This is a genomic window from Polaribacter sp. Hel_I_88 (assembly GCF_000687935.1).
Lineage (GTDB): Bacteria > Bacteroidota > Bacteroidia > Flavobacteriales > Flavobacteriaceae > Polaribacter.
Genome location: NZ_JHZZ01000001.1, coordinates 1,512,228 through 1,537,428, shown reverse-complemented (window position 1 = coordinate 1,537,428; position 25,201 = coordinate 1,512,228). Strand labels below are relative to the sequence as shown.

Below are 25,201 nucleotides of genomic sequence, written 5' to 3'. Positions count from 1 at the left end.
ATAGAATTGTGACCACTGGAATACAGGAGTTACTGGACAAAAAACTTATCCAAGTAACAGATTATTTAAATTATGATTTAACAGAACCTTTTAAGCACAAAAAAGCTAAAATAGTCTACTATCCAAGACTTCTAGAGAATAAAGAAATTAATGCGTTTTACATCAAAAAAAAATTACCAAAGTATATTGCAACTGAGCGTATTACTGATAAGGCAAGAATCGATCAAATTAGAACAGAACAAGAAAGAAAGTAATTACAAAGAGATAGCTGGCTTTAGCTGTTTTTTTTAAGTTAACGCTTTAAAATTTAATTTAAAAACATTACTTAGAGTATGAATTTACCTTATAAAAAAACTATAATTATTTCATAATTTTTCAAACTCTTTAGAAGAAATTATTCTTGTAAACCAGTATCATGATTCTGAGTGCTAAAATCTAAAAGAAAAACCAGAAAATGAATATCCTAATTAAGAAAACCTAAACACTATGTTTATGAAAGAGTTAAGAAAGAAAATTAACAAGGGTCAACTTCCTTCCTTCGAGGTTGAAATAGGTCAATACGTTATATGGGAAAATGAAGATAATGTTCCACATCAAATCAACTCAGATTTAAGGCATCCTGATTTTGGATTCGACATTGGCGTTATTTTCCCAGGTGAGTCATCTAGTGCAGTGTTATTCAATAGCAAAAAGCAAATTAAAGGTTTTCGATATGGTTGTGGACTTACTCCCAACTTGTTAGGCCTTATAACCATTAAAGGTGATGCTCCTGAGAGTGACTTTGAATATCCCCTTGATGATCATCACATGGGAATGGGCGAAAACGAACATCTTAAACATTTTCACGGTTTCGTAACAGGAGGAAAAACAGGCGATCAAATTTACCTTACTCATACACCCATTTTTGCTGATACACGTCACCATTTTCAAATCATCTTAGAGTGTTCATTTGTAGAACAAGAGCATATTGATGCATACAATGAATTACGAAATTCTGATTTTGGAGACGGTAAAGTGGATTTGTTTTTCAACCATCTTGCGCTTATTGATATTCAATCGGGGAAATTGAAAAAGTTAGATATTCATAGTTTACGATATCACACAGACTTAAAAACAGAGATACCCAGTGTAATTTATAGGGGTGCAAAAGTAAACCACCCAAAATTTAATAGACCAGATGGGGCAAACGCCAAGGTGAAAATCAAAAGAATATTGCATTTTAGAAGGTTTACACCAGATATACCGCACCCAGATGGCTTGACATATTTGATGTATGGTAATGAAAAAGATGTGTTTATCGACTATTTCATTTCAAGAGCGCCTAATATTCATACTGTTGCTAAACTTTTCAAAGCTCCATCCTTTTGGAAAGCTGAAAATCACAATGGAGTTTTGAAATTTAGTGTTCCTTCTAAAAAAATCATAGATGTAGGACCAAAAACCTTACAAAGGGTATCTTTTCTAGACAACCAATATCATTTGATATGGGGAGCTCCAAGCGGGTATACGTCAAAAGTTGACCCACTTCAGAACCAAACTCAAAATACCAGTGGAAATTGGGAGTATGAAGTTAAACTCGAAGATGGCACAATGAGCAATATAGAAATCAAATCCTTTACGCATTACAACTCAGCAGGCCTTCTCAATGACGGTTTGGGCTTTTAAATAAACAATCTCAATCCAATTCTAAAAAACAACAAAAACCTTAAAAACAACAAAACATGGAATTTAAAATTAGTCCCTCTATAGGGGTTGCAAGATTGGGAAACAGCAAAAATCAGTTTTGCCTTTCACCAGATGAAATAGGAGGCCTTCCATATGAAGCTGATCCCCATGGGAACAAGTTGGGACCTATAAAAAATTTTAAAGACGATCAAAGTCAAGTACGAAAACAAGGACAACTATTCAAAGTTTTTAGCGCAGATGGTGAAGAACTAACTTCAAACTCACCTAACATTGCCTCTATGGAATGGACGGTTCATTTGGCCAACAAAAAAGCAGCATGGTATCAGTACAGTGAGCTTAAAGGTAATTTACTTTATGGTAAAGAAAACAGTTATAAAAACCGAAAAGTGCCTTTCAGAAATGCCTCTATGAAAACTGAGGGAGAAAGACAAACACTAATCATTGATCCAGGACCAAGAAGCGTTTGTGGCCCAAATCAAAGCGTTAAGTTCGATCAACCTTCAGTTCCAAAAGGATACCCTGCTCAATTTCCACCATCAAAAGTGTCATCTGGAACACCTATTAAAACCTTAGGTGATCTTAAAACAGATGACGAGGGAAGACTTATCGTTATCGGAGGTTATGGACATGCTGGAGGGAATGAGCCTCTTACGAGTTATGGTGGCTCAGACACTTGGCACGATGATACCGCAGATGGTCCCGTGTATTGTACACTTACCTTTAAAGATGGTTCAGACCCTATTACACTTCAAGCTTGGGTGATTATAGGTTCTCCAGACTTTGCTCCAGAAATTGTTAATATTTCAACGCTTAGCGACAGTATGTTTGATGTTGGAGTAAGGTATTTTAATCTTGTTCCTGACATGTGTAAAGGAGGTGTTTTTAACTCGAATTATAAGGTCAATTATCAACGGGATATTTTACCTATTATTAAACGTTTTGCTGGATATCAGTGGGTATCAAACGTTCAATCAATGATGGCTTTTACCGCAAACTTAATCGACTTCTCAGATCCAAGTGAAGACAATAGAAAAAATAGGGAAAACTACTTCTCCTATTTCAGACGTCCCAACGATAAATCTGATTCTTCGCTTGACCAACCTCAATCTGAGTTGTTTAAAATGAATGGTGATGATTCTTTTCCTATGATGCCCTTAAACTCCGGTAGTAACTCGGTAAGTAACGAGACGATTGTTAAGTTTTTGGCATTAAATGATACTCAATACTTTATGTTTCAACAATGGGCAAATGGAAACTTTGAAAACAATCCTTCATTCGAACCACTACCTATCAGTAAGGAAGACCAGGCAAGTATAGGAAATTGCGTTGGTTTACCTATGTGCCCCGGTATTGAAGTTACGTGGAGTGTTCAAAATCCAGCGATTTATTCAGCCCCATATATTATTTCAGATCAAAGAGGTCTTGGTGGCTATAACAACTCAGGTCTTACTCCTTCAAGAGATGAATGTGAAGGAGGTGGGTGTGAACCAGGGGATTTAACTAAAAGAATGGCGTGTCCTTGGCAGGCAGATTTTTTTCAGTGTACAGTTCAGCCAGTAAACTTTACGAATCCAGCTTTCAATAAAGACCAGAGAACCACCAGAGAAGAGATCAATACCACGGATACTTGGAAGAAATCTAAAACTACCTATCAGGACAACCAAACGTACAGTTCTGATCCTATCAAAGAACCGTTACCTCCAACTTATTATTCATATTGGTGGCCACCACAAAGCCCATGGGATGTATTAACTGGTGAAACTACTCTAGAAGGGCAAATGCAATCCAATTTACCAGCAGGTCAGCAAATGAACTATGCACGAGGGATCAATAGTTTTGTTCAAATGGTAGAACACTGGTCTGCATTAGCATTCATTAGAAATACAAATTCGCAGGATAAGGGGTTCCCTTATTTTGCAGAAACTGAACGAACAAACGAGCTATTCTCATTTCAAGAATATGGTGTTGGGCAGATAAGTGGTAATGCAGACGATAATGGCACAACAATGCCCGTATTTTATATCGAACAAAATCTAAAAAAAATAAAGAGTAAAAATGAGAGAGCTAAAAAACTAGTGGGTTTTCTTGAGGAACGTGCCTTTAAACCAATCACCGTTAATAGAAACGAATTAGGCCCTCCTCGCTCTGGTACAAAAATGAGACGTTAATGCCAGATTCTATGAGACAAACAGATGTGCTTATTGTTGGTGGAGGCCCCAGTGGAGCCTCTGCTGCATTAAGTTTGTTAAATCACTCTAAATACAATGTAACCATCATTGAGCAATCTGATTTTAATACAACTAGAGTTGGAGAACACGTTTCTACAAGTATTTTCGGTTTAATTGAATATTTGAAGTTAAGCAAGGGCGATTTCGAAAAAGATAGTTTTATGCCCTCTTATGCTAGCAAAGCCTATTGGGGGAACGATGAAGTAAGTACAATCAACACTATATTCACTGCTGATGAGGCCACTTTTCAATTGGACCGACAAAAGTTTGATTTTAAGTTAATCGAAACCGCAGCAGAAAGAGGGGCAACCATTTACCCAAGAACAAAATGTTTGGAATACGAGCAGCTGGCTGATAAAAGTTGGCGAATATTTCTGAATCACGCTACCGAAGGTAAATTTATTATTCATGCAAATTATCTTGTTGATGCTTCAGGAAGATCAGCCAACGTGTGTCGCAAAATCGGGGGTATTTCGAAAAAATATGATTCATTAATGAGTGTAGGCATGTTTTTCGATTTAAATGAAGGTTACAAGAAATTTGAGCAGGTTATAGAATCAGTGGAATTGGGTTGGTGGTATGCAGCATGTCTGCCGGATAATAGAATGGTGATTGTTTTTTTCTCAGATGCTGACATTATCTCTGAAAACAAAATCCATCAGATTAATAAGTGGAGTCATTTAATACAACAGAGTAATCATATAAAAAATGTCTTACAAGAAAACCACTCAATTGGAGGTAAATTGTGGGTTAAGAATGCGCAAACTCAAGTAAGTGATACTAGAACTTTAGAACGTTTTATTGCCATTGGAGATGCCGCCGCGTCTTTTGACCCCATTTCTTCTATGGGTATCGGATTTTCAATTAGTTCTGCAATCTACGCTGCAAAACATATTGCTCAGGAATTTAAAGAAGGTATTTCAACTATTGACTCATATCAAGAAGATATTTTAAAGAATTTCAATCGATATCATCAAATAAAAACAAGGTATTACAATAAAGAAAAAAGGTGGTCACCTTCAAAATTTTGGCAAAGGAGAAATCTATAATAAAATATATCTAACAATGTGCATAATTAATAAGGATTTTAGAGATTTTCGAGCGCTATCTTTCAGATTAATTTTGGATCTAATTTGATAGTTTTAAAGCATGTAATCCCTCACGAAAAAATATAATAAACATAATGCAAAATTAAAAAAATATTCCTTAAATGAAAAATAACGTTTCTAAAAACAAAAAAATCACTCGAAAAGAGAGATATCAATTCTTAATTAATGCGAGAAATTTCCATTATGATAATTTCAATAAATGGATGACATATTTTTATGTAGCTATTGGTGCTTTATTTGTTGGTTACTATACTATTGCTTCATCTGAAAACATGAATACTGAAAAAATAATATTAATTACACTTGGCTACATTACTTCACTTTTTTGGTACTGGTCAAGTAAAGGTTATTACTTCTGGAATATAAATTTTATAACTCTTGTCAATGACTGCGAAAGGAACACCTTAAAGTTAAAGGAAGAGAAACGTGTCTATTTTGTTTTCGCTAATAAAAACACTCAAAATAACTATCTAAATCCGCTTAGAGGAGCAAATATTTCTACTTCTAAAATTGCAATATTATTTTCATTTGTAGTCTCAATTGTTTGGAGTATTCTACTATTGGAAAAATTGAAAGAAATAGAATTAATAGAAATTAACTTTACATGTGAACTCATAATCACAATATTTGGAACATTAATTTTGAGTTATACAATTCCAAAATATTTTTTAAAAAGTAAAATTGATCATTTTCCTGATTTAAAAATCAGTCAATCAGAATAAACGAAATTATATGGATCTAAAAAAATGATCGAAATCTTGAAAGAGAAAAATGTTCTAAACACAATGAAAAACTAAAAGCAACCCCAAAAAGAAATTCGATAGAATTATCTTGTTGTTGCGAAGAGTTTGGAAAATAATATTTTGCAACACCTTATATTAAACTAATGTGTTTAATTAAATAGAGTTAAAATAAGAATTAGAAAATCAAAAAAAAGAATATTTGTTTATATAATTTCTGGAATGCATATAGTTCTTCCAGCAATGGATGCAACTCTTTAAACTAAAAAAATCAAAATTTTAAAAAAGTTTTTAATTATATCTAAAAAATAGGGGCTAATTCTTATGATAAATCTTAAAAATTTTTGTTATTTTATCATTTAATTAGATAAAAAATTGATGAGTAAAAGAATTGACCAAATTATTGACGAAATTATAGATCAATACGCATTTGCAGATACTTCTAAAAGACCATGGATAATTGGTTTTAGTGGTGGTAAAGATTCTACTGTTTTATTAACTTTAGTTTGGAAAGCCTTAGAGAAAATAAGAGCTATGCCAAATCCTTTTCAGTTAAGACGACCTGTATATGTGGTTTGTAATGATACTATGGTCGAGAATCCAATTATTGCTGAATATGTTGATGAAGTATTAGTCAAAATTGAAATCGCAGCAAGAGACCAAGGTTTACCAATATTTGTAAAAAAAACTACACCAAAGCTCGAAGAGACTTTTTGGATAAATGTAATAGGAAAAGGATATCCTGTTCCCAATAATACATTTCGTTGGTGTACAGATAGATTAAAAATTAGACCTACTTCAAATTTTTTACACGAACAAATTGATGAAAAAGGAGAAGCAATTGTCCTTTTAGGAACTAGATATGAAGAAAGTAAAAAAAGGGAAAAATCAATAAAAAAGCACGAAACAGAAGGTAAAAGATTAGCAAAACATGCCACTGATATTAATACTTGGGTTTACGCTCCAATTAAAGAATTAATGCTAGAGGAAGTATGGTATATAATAAATGCAATTAAATCTCCTTGGGGATTTGACAATTCAATCCTCTTTAAAATTTATGTTGATGCAAGTGCTGATGATTATGAATGTCCAACAATTGTAACTGACAAAGAACATAAATCTTGTGGACAAAGTAGATTTGGTTGTTGGACTTGTACAGTTGTGAAAAAAGATAAATCAATGTCTTCATTAGTAAATAATGGTCAGGAATGGCTAAAACCTTTGCTTGATTTTAGAACAAAACTTGTGGATGATAGAAATCTACCTGAAAACAGATCTGATCGAAGAAGAAATGGTATGCTTGCTGTAGATGAAGATGGAAATCCACGAGGAACATATGAAATGTCTTACAAAGTAAGACTATTAAAAGAATTATTAGAATTGCAAAAGGAAGTACAACAAGTAAAGCCTCATATAAATCTAATTAATAATCAAGAATTAATAGCTATTCAAGTAAGATGGAATAGAGAAGGATATTTCGAAAAAAGAGTCGGAGATATTTATAGAGATGTTTATGGAAAAGAACTAAGCACAAACAACCTTAAATCTTTAGATGCTACAGAACGTAGAATACTTAAAGAGGTTTGTGGAGATGAAACTAATTATTATCATTTAATAGATAATTTAATTACACTACAAGAAACTAAATCTTTAATGTTGTCTAAATATGGCTTACACAATGATGTCGAAAAACGTATTGAATCTTTTGTAAACCCGAAAAGCTAATGAAGATATCTCAAATAAACCTGACTAACTTCAGAATTTATAAAGGAGAAAATATTGTTTCTTTTTCGCCTTTTACAGACAAGAATATTAATATAATTGCGGGAAAAAATGGTTATGGAAAAACTACTTTTCTAACATCATTAATATGGGTTTTCTACGGAAAACTAATGGGACAAGTAGAAGATAAATACCGAAGAGATATAAAGAGTTATGGTGGATATGATAATTTTTTACGCTCTCTAATAAATAAAGATATTCATAGAAAATTTGAATCAGGTTCTATTAAAACTGCAAACTTTTCAATAGAAGTTACTCTTACAGATTTATTAGTACCATCAATACCTTGCAAAGAAGTACGTATAAAACGTTCTTTTAATTTAGCAAACAATAAAGAGGACTTAACAATTTTTATTGATGGTACAGAAAATGAGCTAACCAAAGAGGTTGGTTACGAAGTTTTTATCAATGACTTTATATTACCTCGAGAAATTGCTAAATTTTTCTTTTTTGATGCAGAGAAAATAGTTTCTCTAGCAGAAGCTAAATCCAAAGAAGAGTTAAGAAGTTTAAGTAAAGCTTATTCTGAAGTTTTAGGCATTAAAAAATACGAAGATTTAAAAAAGAATCTTGAAACGCTTTTAACGAAGCTTAGACGAGCAGGAGTCTCTGGTATGGAGAAATCCAAACTAGATTCATTATTAGAAAAAGAAAAAGAACTAAAGAGGTTAATTGAATTGAATCTTGAAAAACAATTAGAATGCGATCGTGAAATAATTATAAAGCGTAAAATTAGTGACGAACTGCAAGAAAAATTAATAAGAGAAGGTAATTCCATCACTTTAGAAGAGTTAAAAAACGTAAAAAGTAAAAGAGATGAATTAACTAAAGAGTCCTCTGAAATAAAATCTAGACTAAATGATTTAATGGAATTTGCTCCTTTAATCATTGCTGGTAAAAAATTAGTTGATTTAAGAGATCAATTATTAAAAGAACAATCTCAAGCTGAACATCTTATTGATTCAAAAATTATAAAAAAAGAGATTGAATCTTTTTCTGAAAAAGTATTAAAAAGACTAAAAGATAACCAACTACCAATATCTGAAATTACTACTATAGAAAAAATATTAAATAATACTATTAAGGAGAATAATAATCAGAAAGAAAATAATACAATTAAATCTGTTGATGTTTTACTAGACTTCAATAAAGACCAAAATTTGGCTTTTGAAGCTATATACTCAAATATTAAAGGTAATTATGTAAATCAATTAAATGCGATTGTTCAAGAAGAAAAAAATAACAGAGTAGTTTTATCAAGAACAAATCAAAAAATAAAGCAAGCAGAAGCTAGAAAGGACAATGAAATAGTAAAAAAGTATAGAGAAGAAAGAGATTTGATTAATGAAAGAATTTCTACTCTTACTAAAGATAAAAATTCATTATTAGAAGAAATAGGTGAATTAAAAAACAGGTTAAGGGTTACTAGAAAAGAATCTTCAGAATATGAGAAAAACTTTAAGTTAATTGAAACTGATCGAAAAAAATATGATGTAACTGAGAATTTATTGTCAAAAATCAATACTTTAATAACTAGAATTAAAGAAGAAAAGAAATATGCTTTGCAAAAAGCTCTTAAATTAGGATTGAATAAGTTAATGCATAAGGATGATTTTGTTTCTAATATAAAGGTTAACATTGATGGTGATATAATGGATATTGACTTACTAGACAGTAAAAACAATGTTATAAATAAAGACTCTTTATCTAAAGGAGAACAGCAACTATATGCTACAGCATTATTAAAAGCTTTAGTTGATGAATCAGGAATTCAATTTCCTGTTTTTATCGATAGTCCTTTACAAAAATTTGATAAAAATCATTCACAAAATATAATTCAAGAATTTTATCCAGAAATTTCTAATCAAGTAGTATTACTACCATTATTAGAAAAAGAATTGACGGAAGAAGAATATATGATGCTTAAACCAAATTTAAGCAAAACATTTATGATTGAAAGCAATAAAGATTGTTCTACTATTAAACAAAAGGATTTAATGGAAGTATTTAAAAAAGCTAAAGAAGATGTTTACTCAAATTAAAACAAGCTCTGCAAATAGAGAAGTAGTAGCGCAACTTACAAGGAAATTAAATCTTGGTAAAGAAAATATAATTGCACGTATAGCTTATACATATTCTTTGTCAAAAGATAGAAAATTAGACCTAACAAAAATAGAGGATTCTGGAGGTAAAGAGTATTCGAAATCTGTATTATTTGGTGTTAACCTAGATGTATATTTAGGTTTATTATGTGTCAATTATGGGTTATCTAAAAAAGATAAAGACATTCCAAAATTAATTAAAATGCATATTGATGATGGATTAGAATTGATGAAAAATGAAATACAAGAAAACTCAAGTATAGATGGATTTGATTATGTTATAAAAAAAATAAATTTTGGTTTAAATAAAATAAATTTATAATTATGAATGAAAATATTATTGACGCAAACCCTACGAAAGATTTCTTTATAAATATGCTCACTCGAGATATTCGTTTAGATAGAGCAATAATTGATTTAATTGATAATTGTATTGATGGAGCTAAAAATCTAAAACCAAAAGAAGATTATGAAGGGTTAAATGTTCAATTAAATTTGAATGAAAACAATTTTGAAATTATTGATAATTGCGGTGGGTTTTCATTAAATACTGCAAAAAATTATGCTTTTCGATTTGGTAGACCTACAGAACCTGAAGCAAAATTTGTACAACATTCTATTGGAAGATTTGGCGTAGGAATGAAACGTTCTTTATTTAAAATTGGTGGACATTTTATAGTTGAGTCAAAGCATAAAGAAGATCATTTTATAGTTGAAGTAGATATAAATGAATGGGTAAAAGATGAGAAATGGACATTTAATTATATTGAAAATGATAATATTACTAAAGAAAAATCTAAACTAAATGGTGAAGACGGTACTGCAATTACAGTATCAAAACTATATGAAAACATTAAGATTGATTTTAAATCGACCGAATTTATAGCAAAACTTAAGAAAGAAGTAAGTTTAGCCTTAAGTTACAGTATTTTAAAAAATCTTAAAATTGAAGTCAACAACTCTTTAATTGAAAGGACTGATATTACTTTTTTAGAAAAAGATGGTTTGCGTCCGCTACAAGTTTCAAAGGAAATAAATGGGGTGGAAATAAAAATATATGCAGGAATTGGAGACTATTTTCCTAATAAGGCTGGTTGGTATATATTCTGCAATGACCGTTTGGTATTAGAGGCTGACAAGACTTTCACAACAGGTTGGAAAGAAAACAGAAGTGATGACGGAAGTATTGTTAAGTTTCATAATGATTTAGCAATGTTTAGAGGGGCTGTTTTTTTTGATTCAGATGATTCCAGTAAGTTACCAATGACAACAACTAAAACAGGTATAGATTTAGATCATCCTATTTATAAAACAATAAGACCTTTTATGTTAACTTCTATGAGCCAAGTTATAAGATATTTAAGAAAAATAGAAGATAAAGAAGAAGGTCAAACTATAATTAACAATTCCACACCAGTAAATATTACAGAAATTAGAGATAACAAAACTTTATATACTAAAGATTTTGTTTTTCCAAAAACCAAAGCTCATAAAACTGCTAATAAATTTGTTGGGATCAGTTACAAAAAAGAAAAAGATTTGGTTGAAAAAGTTAAGGACAATCTAGGAATCTCAAGTAATAAAGAAGTTGGCTCCTTAACATTTGACTATTATTTTAATATGAACGAACTGGAATAAAATTTTATGGCATCTTATAATATTTTTAATTATAATTACAGACCTGCAAAGTCAATAGAAAGAAAATTATTTGTTGAATTATTAAAAGAAATTTATGGTATCTCTCCAGGAAATGACTGTTCATATATTGGTTTAGGTTCAGTTTTTTTTTCTGATTTTAAAATGATTCATAAAGAATTAGGAATAAACAACTTAGTTAATATTGAAAAAAATAAAACTGATAAAAAAAGATTTGAATTTAACAAGCCTTTTTCTTGTATAAAACTAGAATGGGGAGATACTACAGATGTTCTACCAACACTAGATTGGAAAAGTCGTAAAATTATATGGCTAGATTACGACCAATCACTTCAATCTTTTATGTTTGATGATATAGATTTTGTTTTTACAAATGCGATAGAGGGTAGTTTTTATTTTATGAGCTGTAATAGTGGGTTAAACCGTTATACAAGTCAAGACGGGAATCATAAGCTAAACCAATTTGAAAATGACTTTGATGGCTTAGTCCCTAATGGAATAAAAAAAGAAAGCCTATCAAAAAATCAATCAGTAAATTTAATATATGAAATGATAAAGAAAAGGATTGAACATAATTTAGATTTAAAAAATGTCACTTTAATAGAAAAAGAAAAGTTACTCTTTCATCAAATGTTATATATTACATATCAAGATGGAGCGCCAATGATTTCTATTGGTGGTTATATTATGAAAAAGTCTAACCATAAAATATTTTTAAAAAAAAGAATAAATAAATTTTTATTTGTTCGATTAGATGATAAGCCATTAGATTTAATTTCTCCCATAGTTACTACCCAAGAACTAGATTTAATGAATAATTACTTACCTAAATCTAAAAAACAATTTTTAAACATTAAGAAAATTGATTTTATACCTATTAAGGACAGAACAAAATACCAATCTACCTATCGTTATTTTCCGAATTTCGTTGAAATAAGAGATTAATTTAGTATTAACGGTGATTCATTAAATATATAAATTAAATGAGATTTGCAATAATAAAAGATTCAGAGCGTGAACTTCTTAATGAAGTCGCAGAAGCAAACAAAGATGAAAATAGCCTTTGGAAAATACCTAATTTATTAATTCCAATTGGAGCTATTATTTTGGCATTTTTATGTTTAATATCATTTAGTGAAAAAAGAACAGAAATACTAGTGTACTTTAATTTAATATTAAACGGTAGTTTACCATTAATAGCTATAAATCAAATAAGTGGTATTGGACTTCATGTTTTTAAATTTGATAGAAATAAAGAAAAAAACCTGAACATTAATGATACAATTGTTCTTAGAACTAAATTATGGTATTATTCTCTAGGAATTTTAATTTTAGGAATTTTATTATTTGCTGTACAAGTAATAAACTCACCTTTTTTAGAGTTTTCTACAATTATAATTTTATTAATTATCTCTGCTTTACTTGTTTATGCTTCATCAAATATTAGTAGAAAAATATTTCTTCTTCAAGAAGATTTTCTTGATAAAACTTTTGATTCGGTAATTAGAGAAAGTTCAAATGAACATGGTCAAAGCTGGGGTAACTAAATTTAGAAATTATGAAAGATAATATAATAGAAGGAATACCAGTAATCCAAAACAAACAAGATTTCGTTATTACTAAATTAACTATTGATCAGATTTTTAAATACACAAAGTATACATCTCGAATTTTAAACGGTTTTGATGAAAAAGGTATTCCTATTTATAATGGGGAAGTTCAACGTCAAATTGAAAATTCACGAGTAAATAAAATTGCAGATTTCTTAATTGAAGATCCTGAAGCAACTTTCCCTACCAACATAGTTTTACATATTCCATTAGAAGCAATTGAAGAACAAGTTGAATATGGAAATCTTGTTAAGATACATATTAAAGATAAAGTATTTTCCGAGTTAGAAAAGAAAAATGGAGACGTTTACATTACAATTATCGATGGACAACATAGAATTAAGGGTATCGAAGAGGCTTTAATTAGAATACAAAAAGAAATAGAGGATTATATTAAAACTTTAAGAAAATTTGAAAACACTGATCTAAGAAATAAGTTGAATATGAGACTTGAGCGTCTTGAAGATTTGAAAAACATAGAACTTGTAGTGTCTTTTTTTATTGATAAAACTATTGAATATCAAGCAATGATATTTTCAACAATTAACAGAACTCAAAAAAGAGTTTCACAAAGTCTTGTATATAGTTTATTTGGTTTAGATCTAGATGATACACCTCAAAAAACAGCTCTTGAATGTGTTATTAAACTTAATGGTCATGAAAACTCACCTTTTTATAAACGCATAAAGTTTTATGGAGGTGATTATTCTAAACTGAATAGTCCACCTTTAACTCAAGCTGCAATGGTTAAATCAATTGTAGGCCTAATTTCAGAAAGCATTAGAGAATCGGAAAGAGATAGAAATAGATTAAGGAAAGAACTATTAAAGAGAACTGAAGGTTCAAAAAAGTTTTTACCATTTAGAAAATACTACGCAAACAATGATGATTTTTTAATTTCTGATATTTTCTATTATTACTTCAGAGCTGTCAAAGAAGTATTTAAAAATCCTAACGGACAATCATATTGGGAATTTATTAATAATAATTCTAAAACTGAAAATATATTCCATACAACAGTCGGTTATGATAGTTTGTTAAAAATATTAGTAGATATTTTAACAATAGAGAACAAAGGTGCAAGTGTTGACCTTGAATATTTTTTAAAATATTTAACCAAAGCAAAACATCTTGCTATTGATGATATTAACCGATATTCTTTTAATAATAGAGGTAAGAAGTTTTTATACCTAGATATGAGTTTAGCTATATGGCCATCAGATTATATTAAAAATACTAAAGATAAAAGGTTGCAGAAATTACGGGAATTAGAGCAAACAAAATAGAAACATTCTAGAGTATAAGTTAGTATTAAAAAAGGTTGCATTTAAAGCAACCTTTTTGTATTCTTGATATAGTTTCCCCTATTATTTACTCCCCAACATCAAAAGTTCATTTACAACAACTTCAGTAATATATCGTTTTTCTCCTTCCTTCGTTTCATAAGAACGAGAAGTTAATTTACCTTCAATAGCAACCTCTTTACCTTTGGTTACATATTTCTCAATAATATCAGCAGTCTTGTTCCAAGCCACAAGATTATGCCATTGCACATTATCAATCTTTTGTCCTGAAGCATCTTTATAACTTTCGTTTGTAGCTATAGAGAACTTTGCTAATTTTTTTCCAGACTCCAACGTAATGATTTCTGGATCGTTTCCTAAATTTCCTATTAATTGTACTTTGTTTCTAAGTGAGTTCATAATATTTTGTTTTTAATGATTTGTGAATTCTTGGGTCGTAACCCATAAATTCTATTATTTTATTTAAGTTATTTCCCTGTGGTTTTGAGAGATTAGCTTCCCATTTATATACGGTTGATTGGAATACTTCAAGCTCTAAAGCCAGTTCAGAAGTAGTGTAACCATTTTCTAAGCGATATTGTTTCAGGTAGTCTCCTAAAGTTACAGGATTGATGTTATAGCCCCTAGGCTTGGGCTTTTGGGCAGTTAGTTGAATTTCGCATATGGTCAACAACGTGGTGCCAATAAGCCTTTTCTACTTTATTGCCATTTTTGTCTTTGTAACTATCATCTGTAGCCATCGAAAATTTTGCCATTTTGTTACCGTCTTTAAACGTAATAATTTCTGGCTCTTGACCTAATCTACCAATTAACTGTACTTTGTTTCTTAACGTATTCATAAGATAAGTTTTTGTGCACTTTTATTTAAATGCAAGTTTATAATTTGTTTTTGTTGATTTGTTACTGAATCAAGTCCAGCATAATTTCAACACTGCAAAGTTGCGACACTACTCAAGTTTTATTCGGTTACAAAACAATTACTTTCGGTTGTAATTATTTGTAGTCGTTTGTAAATGGATAATTTTAACTATCTTTACAGCTATAAATATCAATATATGAAAGCTTTTAGAAATGAAAAATGGAAGCTATTTGAAAAAGAAAATTACGATTTAAAACGAGAAAAAATCTATATCTCTAACTATGGTAGAGTAAAAAAAGAGTATGATGATAATAAATTTGAGTTAGTAACTATTAGTAAAATAAACAATTTTGAAACATTTACATACCCAAAAATTGGATTAAAAAGAAAAAGTAATTTTTATGTACACAGAGCTGTAGCTTATCTTTTTTTAGATAAAAAAGAGAATGAAAAGTTTGTAATTCATAAAAATCATGATTTAACTGATAATTATGTTGCTAATTTAAAATGGGTAAATCAAAAAGAATTAACTAAACATCAACATACAAATCCTAAAAGAAAAGCAAAATATGGAATTAAACCAGGTGCTAAATTAACACAAGGTAAAGCTACCATTATTAAGAAAAAATTATTAGACCCAAATAGAAAAACAAGATTGCGAATTATTGCTAAACAATTTGGTGTAACTACCACTCAATTATACAGAATAAAATCTGGTGAAAATTGGAGTGAAATAGAAATTAAATAACCATTTGCTATGGAAAATAAAAAATGTTTAGAGTGTGAAGAAACTGTAAAAGGCAGAGTAGATAAGAAATTTTGCTCTGATTACTGCAGAAATTCGTATAACAATCGCGTAAATAAAGACAGTAAAAACCTTATAAGAAATATAAATAATCGACTCCGAAAAAATTATAAAATTTTATCCGAATTAAACGTTTCTGGTAAAACTAAAGTAACAAGAACTAAATTATATGACAAAGGTTTCGACTTTCAGTTTTTTACATCAATATACACTACAAAAACAGGAAACACCTATTTTTATGTATATAATGAAGGTTACTTGGCTTTGGAAAATGAAGTTTTTCTGCTAATTAGAAAAGAAAAATAATATTTTAGAATTAAGTAATTTTTCTAATTGAAAAATTACTTCCAAGTATTTCCTTTTACTTTGATAGCAGCTTTCAACACATCTTTTTGACTTAATTGTCCAATTAGTTTTCCATTTTCAACCACAGGAAATCTTCTTCTATGAGATGAAATAAATTTAAAAGCAGCATCAAATATATTCATGTCCTTATCAATAGTATCTACATCTGTAACCATATATTTGCCTACAGTATTATTTACATCAGCAGGCATATTGTAATATTTTCTTTCAGAAATATGCTTAATACAATCCGTTTCAGAAATAATACCAATTAATTCATTCTTATCATTTACAACAGGACCACCCGAAATTTTATGCTTTATCAACAAATTAATAACATGATCTAAAGAATCATCTGACTTAAAAGTAATCAAATTTTTAGTCATATAATCTGACACTAAAATTTGTTCTGCTGATTTTTCTTGTGATGAATCTCGTTTTCCTTGAAAGCTCTTTATACCCATAATAGTTGATTTTAAATTGTCTTAAAATTACAGAATTTTATCATTCGATTTACATTTGTTGAAAGTTTTTTTTATTTAGTACATTTATAAAAACTTATAACCCAAATGAAAAGAGTATCTTCTATCCTATCTGTCCTGATTATATTGGGTGTAATTTCTTGGAGCTTTTCTGATTTAAAACCTACTTTACCGAAAGATAAATCAACTTTAAAAACCGATTTTTCTTTAGATAATGCTTTATTTCACTTAAAAAATATTAGCGAAAAGCCACATTTTGTTGGCTCTGAAAATCATAAAAAAGTACAAGATTACATTGTTACAGAATTGCAAAAAATGGGATTAGAAACTGAAATTCAGACCCAAACTACCATTAATAAAAAGTGGATTGCAGGAACTACAGCCGAAAATATTTTAGCAAGAATTAAAGGTTCTGGATCTGGAAAAGCGTTATTGTTGCTTACGCATTATGATTCTAACCCACATTCTTCTGTTGGCGCAAGTGATGCTGGATCTGGAGTTGTAACAATTTTAGAAGGATTAAGAGCGTATTTAGCAAAAAACATAACTCCAAAAAACGATCTAATTATTCTTATTTCTGATGCAGAAGAATTAGGATTATTAGGCGCACAAGCTTTTGTTGATGAACATTCTTGGACAAAAGATATTGGTTTGGTTTTAAATTTTGAAGCTAGAGGAAGTGGAGGCCCAAGTTATATGTTGATGGAAACCAATGGCAAAAACAGCCAATTATTATCAGAATTTTTAGCTGCAAAACCCAATTTTCCTGTTGCGAATTCTTTAATGTATAGCATTTATAAACGTTTGCCAAATGATACAGATTTAACCGTTTTTAGACAAGATGCCAACATCAACGGTTTCAACTTTGCTTTTATTGATGATCATTTTGATTATCATACAGCACAAGATTCTTACGAACGTTTAGATAGAGAAACCTTGTTGCATCAAGCAGATTATTTAACAACTTCGCTTAACTATTTTGCGAATTCTGATCTAACAAATTTAGATTCTGATGTTGATTATGTATATGTAAATTTTCCGTTTATAAAAATGTTAACGTATCCATTTTCATATGTAACAACAATGCTAATTATTGCAGCAATCGTCTTTATAACTTTGTTGTTCTTTGGATTATCATTGAATAAAATTACTGTAAAAGGGATTTTGAAAGGATTTATTCCGTTTTTAATTGCTATAATTTTATGTGGTTTAGTTTCATTTTATGGTTGGAAATTGCTAGAAATAATTCATCCACAATACAAAGACATGTTGCATGGTTTTACGTATAATGGCCATACATATATTATCGCTTTTGTGTTCTTAAATAGTTGGATACTTTTAAAAACTTACAGCTATTTTAGAAAGCAAGACAAGGTTACAGATTTAATAGTTGCACCCATTTTTGTTTGGTTACTCATCAACTTTTTAATTTTAGAAGATTTTAAAGGTGCTGGATTTTTAATAATTCCTGTTTTTACAGCTTTATTACTCTTTGCAATTGGCGTTTTTATGAATTTAGAACAGCGCTCCAAACGTATTTTATCAACACTATTATTTATACCAACTATTTATATTTTTGCTCCTTTAATACAAATGTTTCCAATTGGTTTAGGACTCAAAAACTTAGTAATAAGTGGCGTTTTAATCGCTTTAATTTTTGGGTTGATGATTCCTGTTTTTTATCAGAAAAAGACAAAATGGTTGCTAAAATCAACGGGTGTTTTTGCTATTATTTTCTTTGGATATGGAAGTTATACAAGTGGTTTTTCTGTGGATAACAAAAAACCAAATAGTATTGTTTACATTCAAAATTCTGATGATAAAACTGCCTATTTTGGAACCTATAATAATACTTTAGATGCGTACACAAAACAAATTTTTGATGAAACATCTATAAAAGGAAGTATTGCAAACGCAGAAACGAAAAGTAAGTACAATACTCGTTTTACGTATCACAAAAAAACGGATTTTAAAAACATACAATCTTCAGACATTAGTGTTGATTTAGATACTATTATTGGCGAAAATCGTTTTTTAGAAATTGTTGTTACTCCCAATAGAAAAGTAAATAAGTTGGAGTTTATGACTAAAAATAAAATTACAATTAAACAATTTAAAGTAAATGATGCTTTAGTTTTAAAAGGCAAAAATTACACAACCAAATCTAGAACTTTATTAGTGTATACTTTAGGAAATGCTGATGAAGATGTTACGTTATCATTCATGGTAAACAAAGATGAAAAGTTAGATTTTATTTTAAATGAAGTTTCTTATGATTTATTAACCAATCCGAATTTTTCTTTAAACGCAAGATCAGAAGAAATGATGCCAATGCCTTTTGTTACGAATGATGCAATTATTATTAGTAAGAAATTGGAGTTGTAAAAGCCCATCTTAATCTTCCAAAAGGGAAGAAACACTCTTGTTTTATATATTTTATTAAAAGTGTATGGTTTGTTATGCTTTAAAAATCTTGCAAATGCGCAAAGAAAATGTGGAGAAAATTTTTGTAAAATACTAAAAACCTTTAATTTATAAGAATGAAAGTATCTTATAATAGAGTATTAACTTCATTTCAAAAACTTGGTGTTGGATTTCTACGAAATGACAAAGTGAATGAGAATTGACGTTAAAAATGGAAATAAACAGACAAACTCTACACAGTTTGTCTTGCTGAAAGCATCTCAAACATACAAACTCTTCAATTTTATTATTCTTTGCTTCAAAAGGTTGTAAATTAATTTAGCTTTCTACAAAATTACAAATTTCACAAAACCAAAAAACGTTCGGAAATTTCCGAACGTTTTTTAATAATATATTAAAATAAAATTGTGAGAATTTTTGTATTTGCGAGATTATCTTTTACTCAATTTCAGTAACACGTAATGTATTTACCATTCCTCTAGCTTCTGCTGGCATGGATGCAAGGTTAATTACAATATCGCCTGCTTTTACAAAACCTTTGTCTTTTGCTATTTGATTAATATCTTCTACAGTATCATCTGTAGTTAAGTTTTTATCATAATAATAAGCTCTAACACCCCAAAGTAGATTTAGCTTTCCTAAAATTCTTTTGTCCGTAGAAAAAGCTAAAACGTGTGTTCTTGGTCTCCATGCAGAAATTTGAAATGCTGTATAACCACTGTTTGTTAGAGTACAAATTGCAGATGCATCTGTATGGTTTGCCATCATTGCTGCATGATGACAAATAGATTTTGTGATAAATCTGTTTGTTCTAATATGAGGTGCTTCTTGTGGCACTTTTATCATTCTAGAATTTTCTACACTTTTTATAATTTCAGACATTTTCTGAATAACTCTAATTGGGTGTTTCCCAACAGACGTTTCTCCAGAAAGCATTACAGCATCTGCACCATCCATAATTGAGTTGGCAACATCATTAACTTCTGCTCTTGTTGGCACAGAATTGTCAATCATAGTTTCCATCATTTGTGTAGCAATAATTACAGGAATTCTTGCTCTTTTTGCTCTTCTTACCAATTTTTTCTGAATTAAAGGCACATCTTGCATAGGGATTTCTACCCCTAAATCTCCACGAGCCACCATTAATCCATCACAATAAGGAATTAAAGCATCTAAATTTTTAACAGCCTCTGGCTTTTCAATTTTTGCAATTACTGGCACTCTATATTCTGAATGTTCTGCAATTAAATCGCGTAACATCCTTAAATCTTCTGGAGTTCTTACAAACGATAATGCCATCCAGTCTACATGTAAACCTAATGCAAAAACGGCATCTTCTTTATCTTTTTTTGTTAAAGCTGGTAAAGAAATTGCTGTATTAGGTAAGTTTACACCTTTTTTAGATTTTAAAGCACCACCAACAATTACTTTTACAACTACTTCGTCTTTTTTGTTTGTAGAAGCTACTTCAAATAATAACTTACCATCATCAACCAAAATTTGTTCTCCTACTTTTACATCTTTAGGAAAACGTTTGTAGGTCATAAAAGCTTTTTCTTTTGTACCAATACACTTTTCAGTTGTAAATTTAAAGGTGTCTCCATCCTTTAAAATAACATCATCTTCCATAACTCCAACACGAAGTTTTGGTCCTTGTAAATCTGCTAAAATAGCAATGTTAAATCCGTTTTCTTCATTAATTTCTCTAATGATTCTTACTTTATTTTTAACATCTTCATAATCTGCATGAGAAAAATTGATTCTAAAAACATTGACTCCGTTTTTAGCCAACTCTGTTAAAATTTCTTTCGTATCAGTTGCTGGCCCTAAGGTTGCAACAATTTTTGTTTTATTATTGTGTGGCATATTTTTAAATTATTAAAAAGTCTTTAGACTTTAATGTGTTTTTATCTATTGAATAAGAGGTAATTACCTGATCTATCGTATTAATTTTATCGATTGTTTTAACAACAAAACTATACGATACGTTTCCAGAAATTTTAATAAAAAAATCAACTTTTTTCTTTTCTGGAATTAAATATGTTTTTGTTTCTGTTGTTAATAGTAGTTCGTTAGATTCTGTTTGATTTTCTCTCTTAGAACTATTTGCTATCAAAAACCATTCAAATTCATATTCTAAATTTGAGTAATTGAATAATGAAAAAGCTGTTTTTTTTGACAACTCCTCAATATGTAAATCTTTTTTAGATTTAGAGAAACTAGTTCCTAAAATTCTATTCAGTAAATAAGCTAGTTTATAATCTTCTAATGTAGTATGAATTCCTATTAAAGAGTATTCGTCTTCACATAAACTATCGAAACCTAATGAATGAATTTGCATAAACAGAAATTAGCTTTTTATCCTTTTAAGGAAGTGCTAATTTACTAATAGTTTATGAGATTTTTGAGGATATTCACGAAAACGTTATCGTAGTTAGCCAACTGAAATTTGACTTTGGAACGCGTAATAAACTCTTTTCGAGGCTTGTTCTTCTGCCTTTTTTTTAGATGTTGCTCTTCCTTTTGCAACTTGCTCACCATCGATACTTACCTTAACACTAAAATGTTTGATGGGTTCATTACCAGAATCTTCATAAGTATCAAACTTATATTTTTTCTTTTGTTTTTGGCACCATTCTATAATCAAACCTTTGTAGCTTGTAATCTTCCCTTCTAGTTTTTCAATATCAACATAAGGATCAATTACGTTTTCAAAAATAAATTTTTGAGAAAAATTATAGCCTTTATCCAAATAAATAGCCCCCACTAATGCTTCGAAAATATTACCATGAATATTATCGCCAACATTGGCCTCATCTACGTTACTATTTATAAAGCGGATTAAATTTAAATCTTTACCAAGTTCATTTAAATGTTCTCTACTAACAATTTTAGAGCGCATTTGAGTTAAATAACCTTCTGTGCCTGTAGGAACTTTTTTGTATAAATAAGCAGCAATAACAGCACCTAAAATGGAATCACCTAAAAATTCTAACCGTTCGTAATTTATAGGATTTCCATCATCATCTAACATGTGGACAGACCTATGTGTAAACGCCTTTTTGTATTTATTGATACTTCTTGGAGAAAAATTAAGTAATTTCTTTAATTCGTTATATAACTCTTTATCTTCTATAGATTTAGTGTTAACTATTTTACGAATAAAGTTCATATACTATTCCTCTAGTTTCTTAAAGGCTACACAAGCATTATGGCCACCAAAACCAAACGTATTGCTCATGGCAACTTTAACGTCTCTTTTTTGTGCTTTATTTAGTGTAAGATTCAAAGCTGGATTAATGTTTTCGTCTGCAACAGTGTGATTTATTGTAGGTGGTACAATACCGTGTTTCATTGCCAAAATAACAGCAATAGATTCTACTGCACCAGCTGCACCTAATAAATGCCCTGTCATAGATTTTGTAGAGTTGATGTTGATGTTTTTAGCATGCTCACCAAAAACAGCTGAAATTGCTTTCAATTCTGCAACATCACCTAAAGGTGTTGAAGTACCATGTGTATTGATATGATCTACATCTTCTGGTTTAATTCCTGAATTTTCTAAACAGTTTTTCATCACTGCAATTACACCCAATCCTTCTGGATGTGGAGCTGTCATATGATAAGCATCAGAAGACATTCCTCCTCCAATTACTTCTGCATAAATAGTTGCTCCTCTAGCTTTAGCATGTTCATATTCTTCTAAAACAATAGCGCCTGCACCTTCACCAAGAACAAAACCATCACGTTCTGCATCAAAAGGTCTTGAGGCAGTTTCTGGACTTTCATTTCTTGTAGATAAAGCATGCATTGCATTAAAACCTCCAACACCAGCAAAAGCAATAGCAGCTTCAGAGCCACCAGTTACAATTACGTCACAATGTCCAAGTCTAATGTAATTTAAAGCATCTATCATTGCATTTGCAGAAGACGCACATGCAGAAACAGTTGTATAATTTGGCCCCATAAATCCATTTTTAATAGAAATATTTCCTGGAGCAATATCTGCAATCATTTTTGGAATAAAGAATGGGTTAAATCTAGGAGTTCCATCACCAGCCTGAAAACTCATGGCTTCGTTTTGGAATGTTTCTAAACCACCAATTCCTGCTCCCCAAATTACGCCAACGCGAAATTTGTTAATTGCTTCTAGATCTAAACCAGCATCTAAAATTGCTTCATCTGAAGCAACCATAGCATACTGTGTAAATCTATCCATTTTACGGGCTTCTTTTCTGTCTATAAAGTCAGTTGCTGTAAAACCCTTTAATTCACATGCAAAACGAGTTTTGAACTTGGCAGCATCAAAATAAGTGATAGGCGCTGCTCCACTAACTCCGTTAATTAAAGCGTTCCAATATTCTTCAATATTATTACCAATTGGCGTTAATGCGCCAAGTCCAGTGACTACAACTCGTTTTAACTGCATATAAATATTACTTTTTTGCTTCTTCTATATAGCTAACTGCCTGACCAACTGTTCCGATATTTTCGGCTTGATCGTCTGGAATTTGAATATCGAATTCTTTTTCGAACTCCATAATTAATTCAACAGTATCTAAAGAATCTGCTCCTAAATCGTTTGTGAAGCTAGCTTCTGTTGTTACTTCATTATCGTCTACTCCTAATTTATCTACGATAATAGCTTTTACTCTTGATGCAATGTCTGACATAATTTTGTTTGTTTTTAAAATTTTAATCGAGGCAAAAATACGAATCTTATTAATTCTAACTAACTTTTGCTTAAAAAATTGATGACGAAAGATAATTAATTTTGTTTAATCCCTTATCATAATTACCCTTTTTCTTAATTTTTATTCTTTTTTTTGTACTCTAGAGATATAAGTTATGAAGCGTATTGTTATTTTTGCTTCTGGTTCTGGAACGAACGCAGAAAACATTATTAAGTTTTTTAATCACACTAAAACTGCTAAAGTTACTCAAGTGCTTTGTAACAATGAACATGCCAAAGTTCTTGAACGATGTAAAAGCCTACATACAAACTGTTTGCACTTTACTAGAGAAGATTTTTTTACTTCGGATAAAATTTTAAACCTCTTAAAAGAACAAGCAGATTTTATTATTTTAGCCGGGTTTTTATGGAAAATTCCACAGAAAATTGTGGATGCTTTTCCGAATAAAATCATTAATATTCACCCTGCATTGTTGCCAAAATATGGTGGAAAAGGAATGTATGGAATGAATGTTCATAAAGCTGTAAAAGAAAATAAAGAAGAAGAAACTGGCATTACAATTCATTATGTAAATGCCAATTATGATGAAGGAGCCATTATTTTTCAAGCAAAAACAGCATTAAATGATGCAGATACTCCTGAAACTATTGCTAAAAAGATTCATTTTTTAGAGCAAGAATACTTTCCTAGAATTATAGAAAGCGTTATTTTAGAAGTTAATGAGTAAAAAAAAGAAGTTTTACGTAGTTTGGAATGGAAGAAAAACAGGCGTTTTTACTTCTTGGAATGTTGTTAAAAAACAGGTAGATGGTTTTGAAAATGCCCAATACAAATCTTTTACAAGTTTAGACGAAGCCGAAATTGCGTCCAAAAAAAAATATGAAGATTATAAAGGCAAAAATACTACAAAACCAACTTTATCATCCTTAGAAAAAGAAAAATACGGAAAACCAATTTTAGAAAGTATTGCTGTAGATGCTGCTTGTGCTGGCAATCCTGGAAAAATGGAATATAGAGGCGTTTTAACACATAATAAACAGCAAATTTTTATAAAAGGGCCTTTTAAAAAAGGGACGAATAATATTGGCGAATTTTTAGCTTTGGTGCATGGAATCGCTTTATTAAAAAGTAAAAATAAGCATACTTTACCTATTTATTCCGATTCTAAAATTGCGATGAGTTGGATTCGTCAAAAAAAATGCAAAACAAATCTTCATTTTGATGCTTCTAATAGTGATTTATTAGAGCTGATAAAAAGAGCTGAAAACTGGCTAAAAGAAAATTCCTTTCAAAACCCAATCTTAAAATGGGAAACCAAAGCTTGGGGAGAAATTCCTGCGGATTTTGGGAGAAAATAAAGCCCATCCCAACCTTC

Annotated in this window: 25 protein-coding genes and 1 pseudogene; 17 read left to right on the top strand and 9 right to left on the bottom strand. The window is 30.1% G+C overall.

Annotation, left to right across the window (positions count from 1 at the left end):
* Positions 1 to 8: 8 nt before the first annotated feature.
* From P161_RS0106920 to P161_RS0106865, 12 genes are all read left to right on the top strand, one after another.
* A complete protein-coding gene (locus P161_RS0106920) occupies positions 9 to 254 on the top strand; it encodes a hypothetical protein (protein ID WP_026776295.1) in 246 nt (81 codons plus the stop codon).
* Between the two features lie 238 nt (positions 255 to 492).
* A complete protein-coding gene (locus tag P161_RS0106915; RefSeq protein ID WP_155810433.1) occupies positions 493 to 1,665 on the top strand; it encodes a hypothetical protein in 1,173 nt (390 codons plus the stop codon).
* Between the two features lie 56 nt (positions 1,666 to 1,721).
* Complete coding sequence (gene lodA / locus P161_RS0106910; RefSeq protein ID WP_026776293.1) at positions 1,722 to 3,854, top strand: CTQ-dependent lysine 6-oxidase LodA; 2,133 nt, start codon at positions 1,722 to 1,724, stop codon at positions 3,852 to 3,854.
* Positions 3,854 to 4,963 (top strand): lysine-epsilon-oxidase maturase LodB, encoded by a 1,110-nt coding sequence (lodB, locus tag P161_RS0106905; RefSeq protein WP_026776292.1) that lies wholly within the window; start codon positions 3,854 to 3,856, stop codon positions 4,961 to 4,963. Before lodA ends, lodB begins: the two co-directional genes overlap by 1 nt.
* 161 nt (positions 4,964 to 5,124) lie before the next feature.
* A complete protein-coding gene (locus P161_RS0106900) occupies positions 5,125 to 5,745 on the top strand; it encodes a hypothetical protein (protein ID WP_026776291.1) in 621 nt (206 codons plus the stop codon).
* A gap of 396 nt (positions 5,746 to 6,141) precedes the next feature.
* Complete coding sequence (gene dndC, locus P161_RS0106895) at positions 6,142 to 7,488, top strand: DNA phosphorothioation system sulfurtransferase DndC (protein WP_026776290.1); 1,347 nt, start codon at positions 6,142 to 6,144, stop codon at positions 7,486 to 7,488.
* Positions 7,488 to 9,587: a DNA sulfur modification protein DndD gene (dndD, locus tag P161_RS0106890; RefSeq protein ID WP_026776289.1), complete on the top strand. Its 2,100-nt coding sequence runs from the start codon at positions 7,488 to 7,490 to the stop codon at positions 9,585 to 9,587. Before dndC ends, dndD begins: the two co-directional genes overlap by 1 nt.
* Complete coding sequence (locus P161_RS0106885) at positions 9,571 to 9,969, top strand: DndE family protein (protein ID WP_026776288.1); 399 nt, start codon at positions 9,571 to 9,573, stop codon at positions 9,967 to 9,969. Before dndD ends, P161_RS0106885 begins: the two co-directional genes overlap by 17 nt.
* Positions 9,970 to 9,971: 2 nt before the next feature.
* Positions 9,972 to 11,285 (top strand): ATP-binding protein, encoded by a 1,314-nt coding sequence (locus P161_RS0106880; protein WP_026776287.1) that lies wholly within the window; start codon positions 9,972 to 9,974, stop codon positions 11,283 to 11,285.
* Positions 11,286 to 11,291: 6 nt separating this feature from the next.
* Entirely contained in the window at positions 11,292 to 12,248 is a 957-nt protein-coding gene (locus P161_RS0106875; protein WP_026776286.1) for an O-methyltransferase, read from the top strand.
* Between the two features lie 38 nt (positions 12,249 to 12,286).
* Positions 12,287 to 12,850 (top strand): hypothetical protein, encoded by a 564-nt coding sequence (locus tag P161_RS0106870; RefSeq protein ID WP_026776285.1) that lies wholly within the window; start codon positions 12,287 to 12,289, stop codon positions 12,848 to 12,850.
* A gap of 11 nt (positions 12,851 to 12,861) precedes the next feature.
* Entirely contained in the window at positions 12,862 to 14,199 is a 1,338-nt protein-coding gene (locus P161_RS0106865; RefSeq protein WP_026776284.1) for a DGQHR domain-containing protein, read from the top strand.
* An 81-nt stretch (positions 14,200 to 14,280) separates the two neighbouring features.
* Here the strand turns inward: P161_RS0106865 and P161_RS0106860 are convergent, their stop codons facing one another.
* From P161_RS0106860 to P161_RS18190, 3 genes and pseudogenes are all read right to left on the bottom strand, one after another.
* Positions 14,281 to 14,616 carry a single-stranded DNA-binding protein gene (locus tag P161_RS0106860; protein WP_026776283.1) on the bottom strand — a complete coding sequence of 112 codons (336 nt, stop codon included), beginning with the start codon at positions 14,614 to 14,616 and terminating at the stop codon, positions 14,281 to 14,283.
* A complete protein-coding gene (locus P161_RS20045; RefSeq protein WP_036841305.1) occupies positions 14,603 to 14,887 on the bottom strand; it encodes a helix-turn-helix transcriptional regulator in 285 nt (94 codons plus the stop codon). Before P161_RS20045 ends, P161_RS0106860 begins: the two co-directional genes overlap by 14 nt.
* A pseudogene (locus tag P161_RS18190) lies at positions 14,886 to 15,056 on the bottom strand (single-stranded DNA-binding protein); the annotation flags it as partial. The gene P161_RS20045 and the pseudogene P161_RS18190, both read right to left, overlap by 2 nt.
* A 216-nt stretch (positions 15,057 to 15,272) precedes the next feature.
* Here P161_RS18190 and P161_RS0106845 point away from each other — a divergent pair.
* Positions 15,273 to 15,824 (top strand): HNH endonuclease, encoded by a 552-nt coding sequence (locus P161_RS0106845; RefSeq protein WP_026776282.1) that lies wholly within the window; start codon positions 15,273 to 15,275, stop codon positions 15,822 to 15,824.
* Positions 15,825 to 15,833: 9 nt separating this feature from the next.
* Positions 15,834 to 16,187 carry a hypothetical protein gene (locus tag P161_RS0106840; RefSeq protein WP_026776281.1) on the top strand — a complete coding sequence of 118 codons (354 nt, stop codon included), beginning with the start codon at positions 15,834 to 15,836 and terminating at the stop codon, positions 16,185 to 16,187.
* A gap of 35 nt (positions 16,188 to 16,222) precedes the next feature.
* Here P161_RS0106840 and P161_RS0106835 read toward each other — a convergent pair whose 3' ends face one another.
* Complete coding sequence (locus P161_RS0106835) at positions 16,223 to 16,690, bottom strand: CBS domain-containing protein (RefSeq protein ID WP_026776280.1); 468 nt, start codon at positions 16,688 to 16,690, stop codon at positions 16,223 to 16,225.
* Positions 16,691 to 16,795: 105 nt separating this feature from the next.
* Between P161_RS0106835 and P161_RS0106830 the strand changes: the two genes are divergently transcribed.
* Positions 16,796 to 19,093, top strand: coding sequence for a M28 family peptidase (locus P161_RS0106830; RefSeq protein WP_026776279.1), 2,298 nt, complete (start codon positions 16,796 to 16,798; stop codon positions 19,091 to 19,093).
* 477 nt (positions 19,094 to 19,570) lie between these two features.
* On the opposite strand, the gene pyk is transcribed toward P161_RS0106830, so the two are convergent.
* The 5 genes from pyk to P161_RS0106800 all read right to left on the bottom strand — a co-directional run bounded on the left by pyk (position 19,571) and on the right by P161_RS0106800 (position 23,805).
* Positions 19,571 to 20,998 (bottom strand): pyruvate kinase, encoded by a 1,428-nt coding sequence (pyk, locus tag P161_RS0106820; protein WP_026776278.1) that lies wholly within the window; start codon positions 20,996 to 20,998, stop codon positions 19,571 to 19,573.
* Positions 20,999 to 21,002: 4 nt separating this feature from the next.
* The gene (locus tag P161_RS0106815) at positions 21,003 to 21,473 is read right to left on the bottom strand and encodes an IPExxxVDY family protein (protein WP_026776277.1); all 471 of its coding nucleotides are present in this window, start codon (positions 21,471 to 21,473) and stop codon (positions 21,003 to 21,005) included.
* A gap of 93 nt (positions 21,474 to 21,566) precedes the next feature.
* Complete coding sequence (gene rnc, locus P161_RS0106810; RefSeq protein ID WP_026776276.1) at positions 21,567 to 22,304, bottom strand: ribonuclease III; 738 nt, start codon at positions 22,302 to 22,304, stop codon at positions 21,567 to 21,569.
* A gap of 3 nt (positions 22,305 to 22,307) precedes the next feature.
* Positions 22,308 to 23,561 (bottom strand): beta-ketoacyl-ACP synthase II, encoded by a 1,254-nt coding sequence (gene fabF / locus P161_RS0106805; protein WP_026776275.1) that lies wholly within the window; start codon positions 23,559 to 23,561, stop codon positions 22,308 to 22,310.
* Between the two features lie 7 nt (positions 23,562 to 23,568).
* Entirely contained in the window at positions 23,569 to 23,805 is a 237-nt protein-coding gene (locus P161_RS0106800; protein WP_004569249.1) for an acyl carrier protein, read from the bottom strand.
* Between the two features lie 175 nt (positions 23,806 to 23,980).
* Here P161_RS0106800 and P161_RS0106795 point away from each other — a divergent pair, with 175 nt between their 5' ends.
* Complete coding sequence (locus tag P161_RS0106795; RefSeq protein WP_026776274.1) at positions 23,981 to 24,553, top strand: phosphoribosylglycinamide formyltransferase; 573 nt, start codon at positions 23,981 to 23,983, stop codon at positions 24,551 to 24,553.
* Positions 24,546 to 25,184 (top strand): viroplasmin family protein, encoded by a 639-nt coding sequence (locus P161_RS0106790; RefSeq protein WP_026776273.1) that lies wholly within the window; start codon positions 24,546 to 24,548, stop codon positions 25,182 to 25,184. The genes P161_RS0106795 and P161_RS0106790 overlap by 8 nt, the downstream gene beginning before the upstream one ends.
* Positions 25,185 to 25,201: the final 17 nt, after the last annotated feature.

Bases quoted from the DNA above. Each gene is read 5' to 3' on its own strand.
- P161_RS0106915 (WP_155810433.1), top strand. From the start codon at position 493: ATGAAAGAGTTAAGAAAGAAAATTAACAAGGGTCAACTTCCTTCCTTC.
- lodA (WP_026776293.1), top strand. From the start codon at position 1,722: ATGGAATTTAAAATTAGTCCCTCTATAGGGGTTGCAAGATTGGGAAAC.
- lodB (WP_026776292.1), top strand. From the start codon at position 3,854: ATGCCAGATTCTATGAGACAAACAGATGTGCTTATTGTTGGTGGAGGC.
- P161_RS0106900 (WP_026776291.1), top strand. From the start codon at position 5,125: ATGAAAAATAACGTTTCTAAAAACAAAAAAATCACTCGAAAAGAGAGA.
- dndC (WP_026776290.1), top strand. From the start codon at position 6,142: ATGAGTAAAAGAATTGACCAAATTATTGACGAAATTATAGATCAATAC.
- dndD (WP_026776289.1), top strand. From the start codon at position 7,488: ATGAAGATATCTCAAATAAACCTGACTAACTTCAGAATTTATAAAGGA.
- P161_RS0106885 (WP_026776288.1), top strand. From the start codon at position 9,571: ATGTTTACTCAAATTAAAACAAGCTCTGCAAATAGAGAAGTAGTAGCG.
- P161_RS0106880 (WP_026776287.1), top strand. From the start codon at position 9,972: ATGAATGAAAATATTATTGACGCAAACCCTACGAAAGATTTCTTTATA.
- P161_RS0106875 (WP_026776286.1), top strand. From the start codon at position 11,292: ATGGCATCTTATAATATTTTTAATTATAATTACAGACCTGCAAAGTCA.
- P161_RS0106870 (WP_026776285.1), top strand. From the start codon at position 12,287: ATGAGATTTGCAATAATAAAAGATTCAGAGCGTGAACTTCTTAATGAA.
- P161_RS0106865 (WP_026776284.1), top strand. From the start codon at position 12,862: ATGAAAGATAATATAATAGAAGGAATACCAGTAATCCAAAACAAACAA.
- P161_RS0106860 (WP_026776283.1), bottom strand. From the start codon at position 14,616: ATGAACTCACTTAGAAACAAAGTACAATTAATAGGAAATTTAGGAAAC.
- P161_RS0106845 (WP_026776282.1), top strand. From the start codon at position 15,273: ATGAAAGCTTTTAGAAATGAAAAATGGAAGCTATTTGAAAAAGAAAAT.
- P161_RS0106840 (WP_026776281.1), top strand. From the start codon at position 15,834: ATGGAAAATAAAAAATGTTTAGAGTGTGAAGAAACTGTAAAAGGCAGA.
- P161_RS0106835 (WP_026776280.1), bottom strand. From the start codon at position 16,690: ATGGGTATAAAGAGCTTTCAAGGAAAACGAGATTCATCACAAGAAAAA.
- P161_RS0106830 (WP_026776279.1), top strand. From the start codon at position 16,796: ATGAAAAGAGTATCTTCTATCCTATCTGTCCTGATTATATTGGGTGTA.
- pyk (WP_026776278.1), bottom strand. From the start codon at position 20,998: ATGCCACACAATAATAAAACAAAAATTGTTGCAACCTTAGGGCCAGCA.
- P161_RS0106815 (WP_026776277.1), bottom strand. From the start codon at position 21,473: ATGCAAATTCATTCATTAGGTTTCGATAGTTTATGTGAAGACGAATAC.
- rnc (WP_026776276.1), bottom strand. From the start codon at position 22,304: ATGAACTTTATTCGTAAAATAGTTAACACTAAATCTATAGAAGATAAA.
- fabF (WP_026776275.1), bottom strand. From the start codon at position 23,561: ATGCAGTTAAAACGAGTTGTAGTCACTGGACTTGGCGCATTAACGCCA.
- P161_RS0106800 (WP_004569249.1), bottom strand. From the start codon at position 23,805: ATGTCAGACATTGCATCAAGAGTAAAAGCTATTATCGTAGATAAATTA.
- P161_RS0106795 (WP_026776274.1), top strand. From the start codon at position 23,981: ATGAAGCGTATTGTTATTTTTGCTTCTGGTTCTGGAACGAACGCAGAA.
- P161_RS0106790 (WP_026776273.1), top strand. From the start codon at position 24,546: ATGAGTAAAAAAAAGAAGTTTTACGTAGTTTGGAATGGAAGAAAAACA.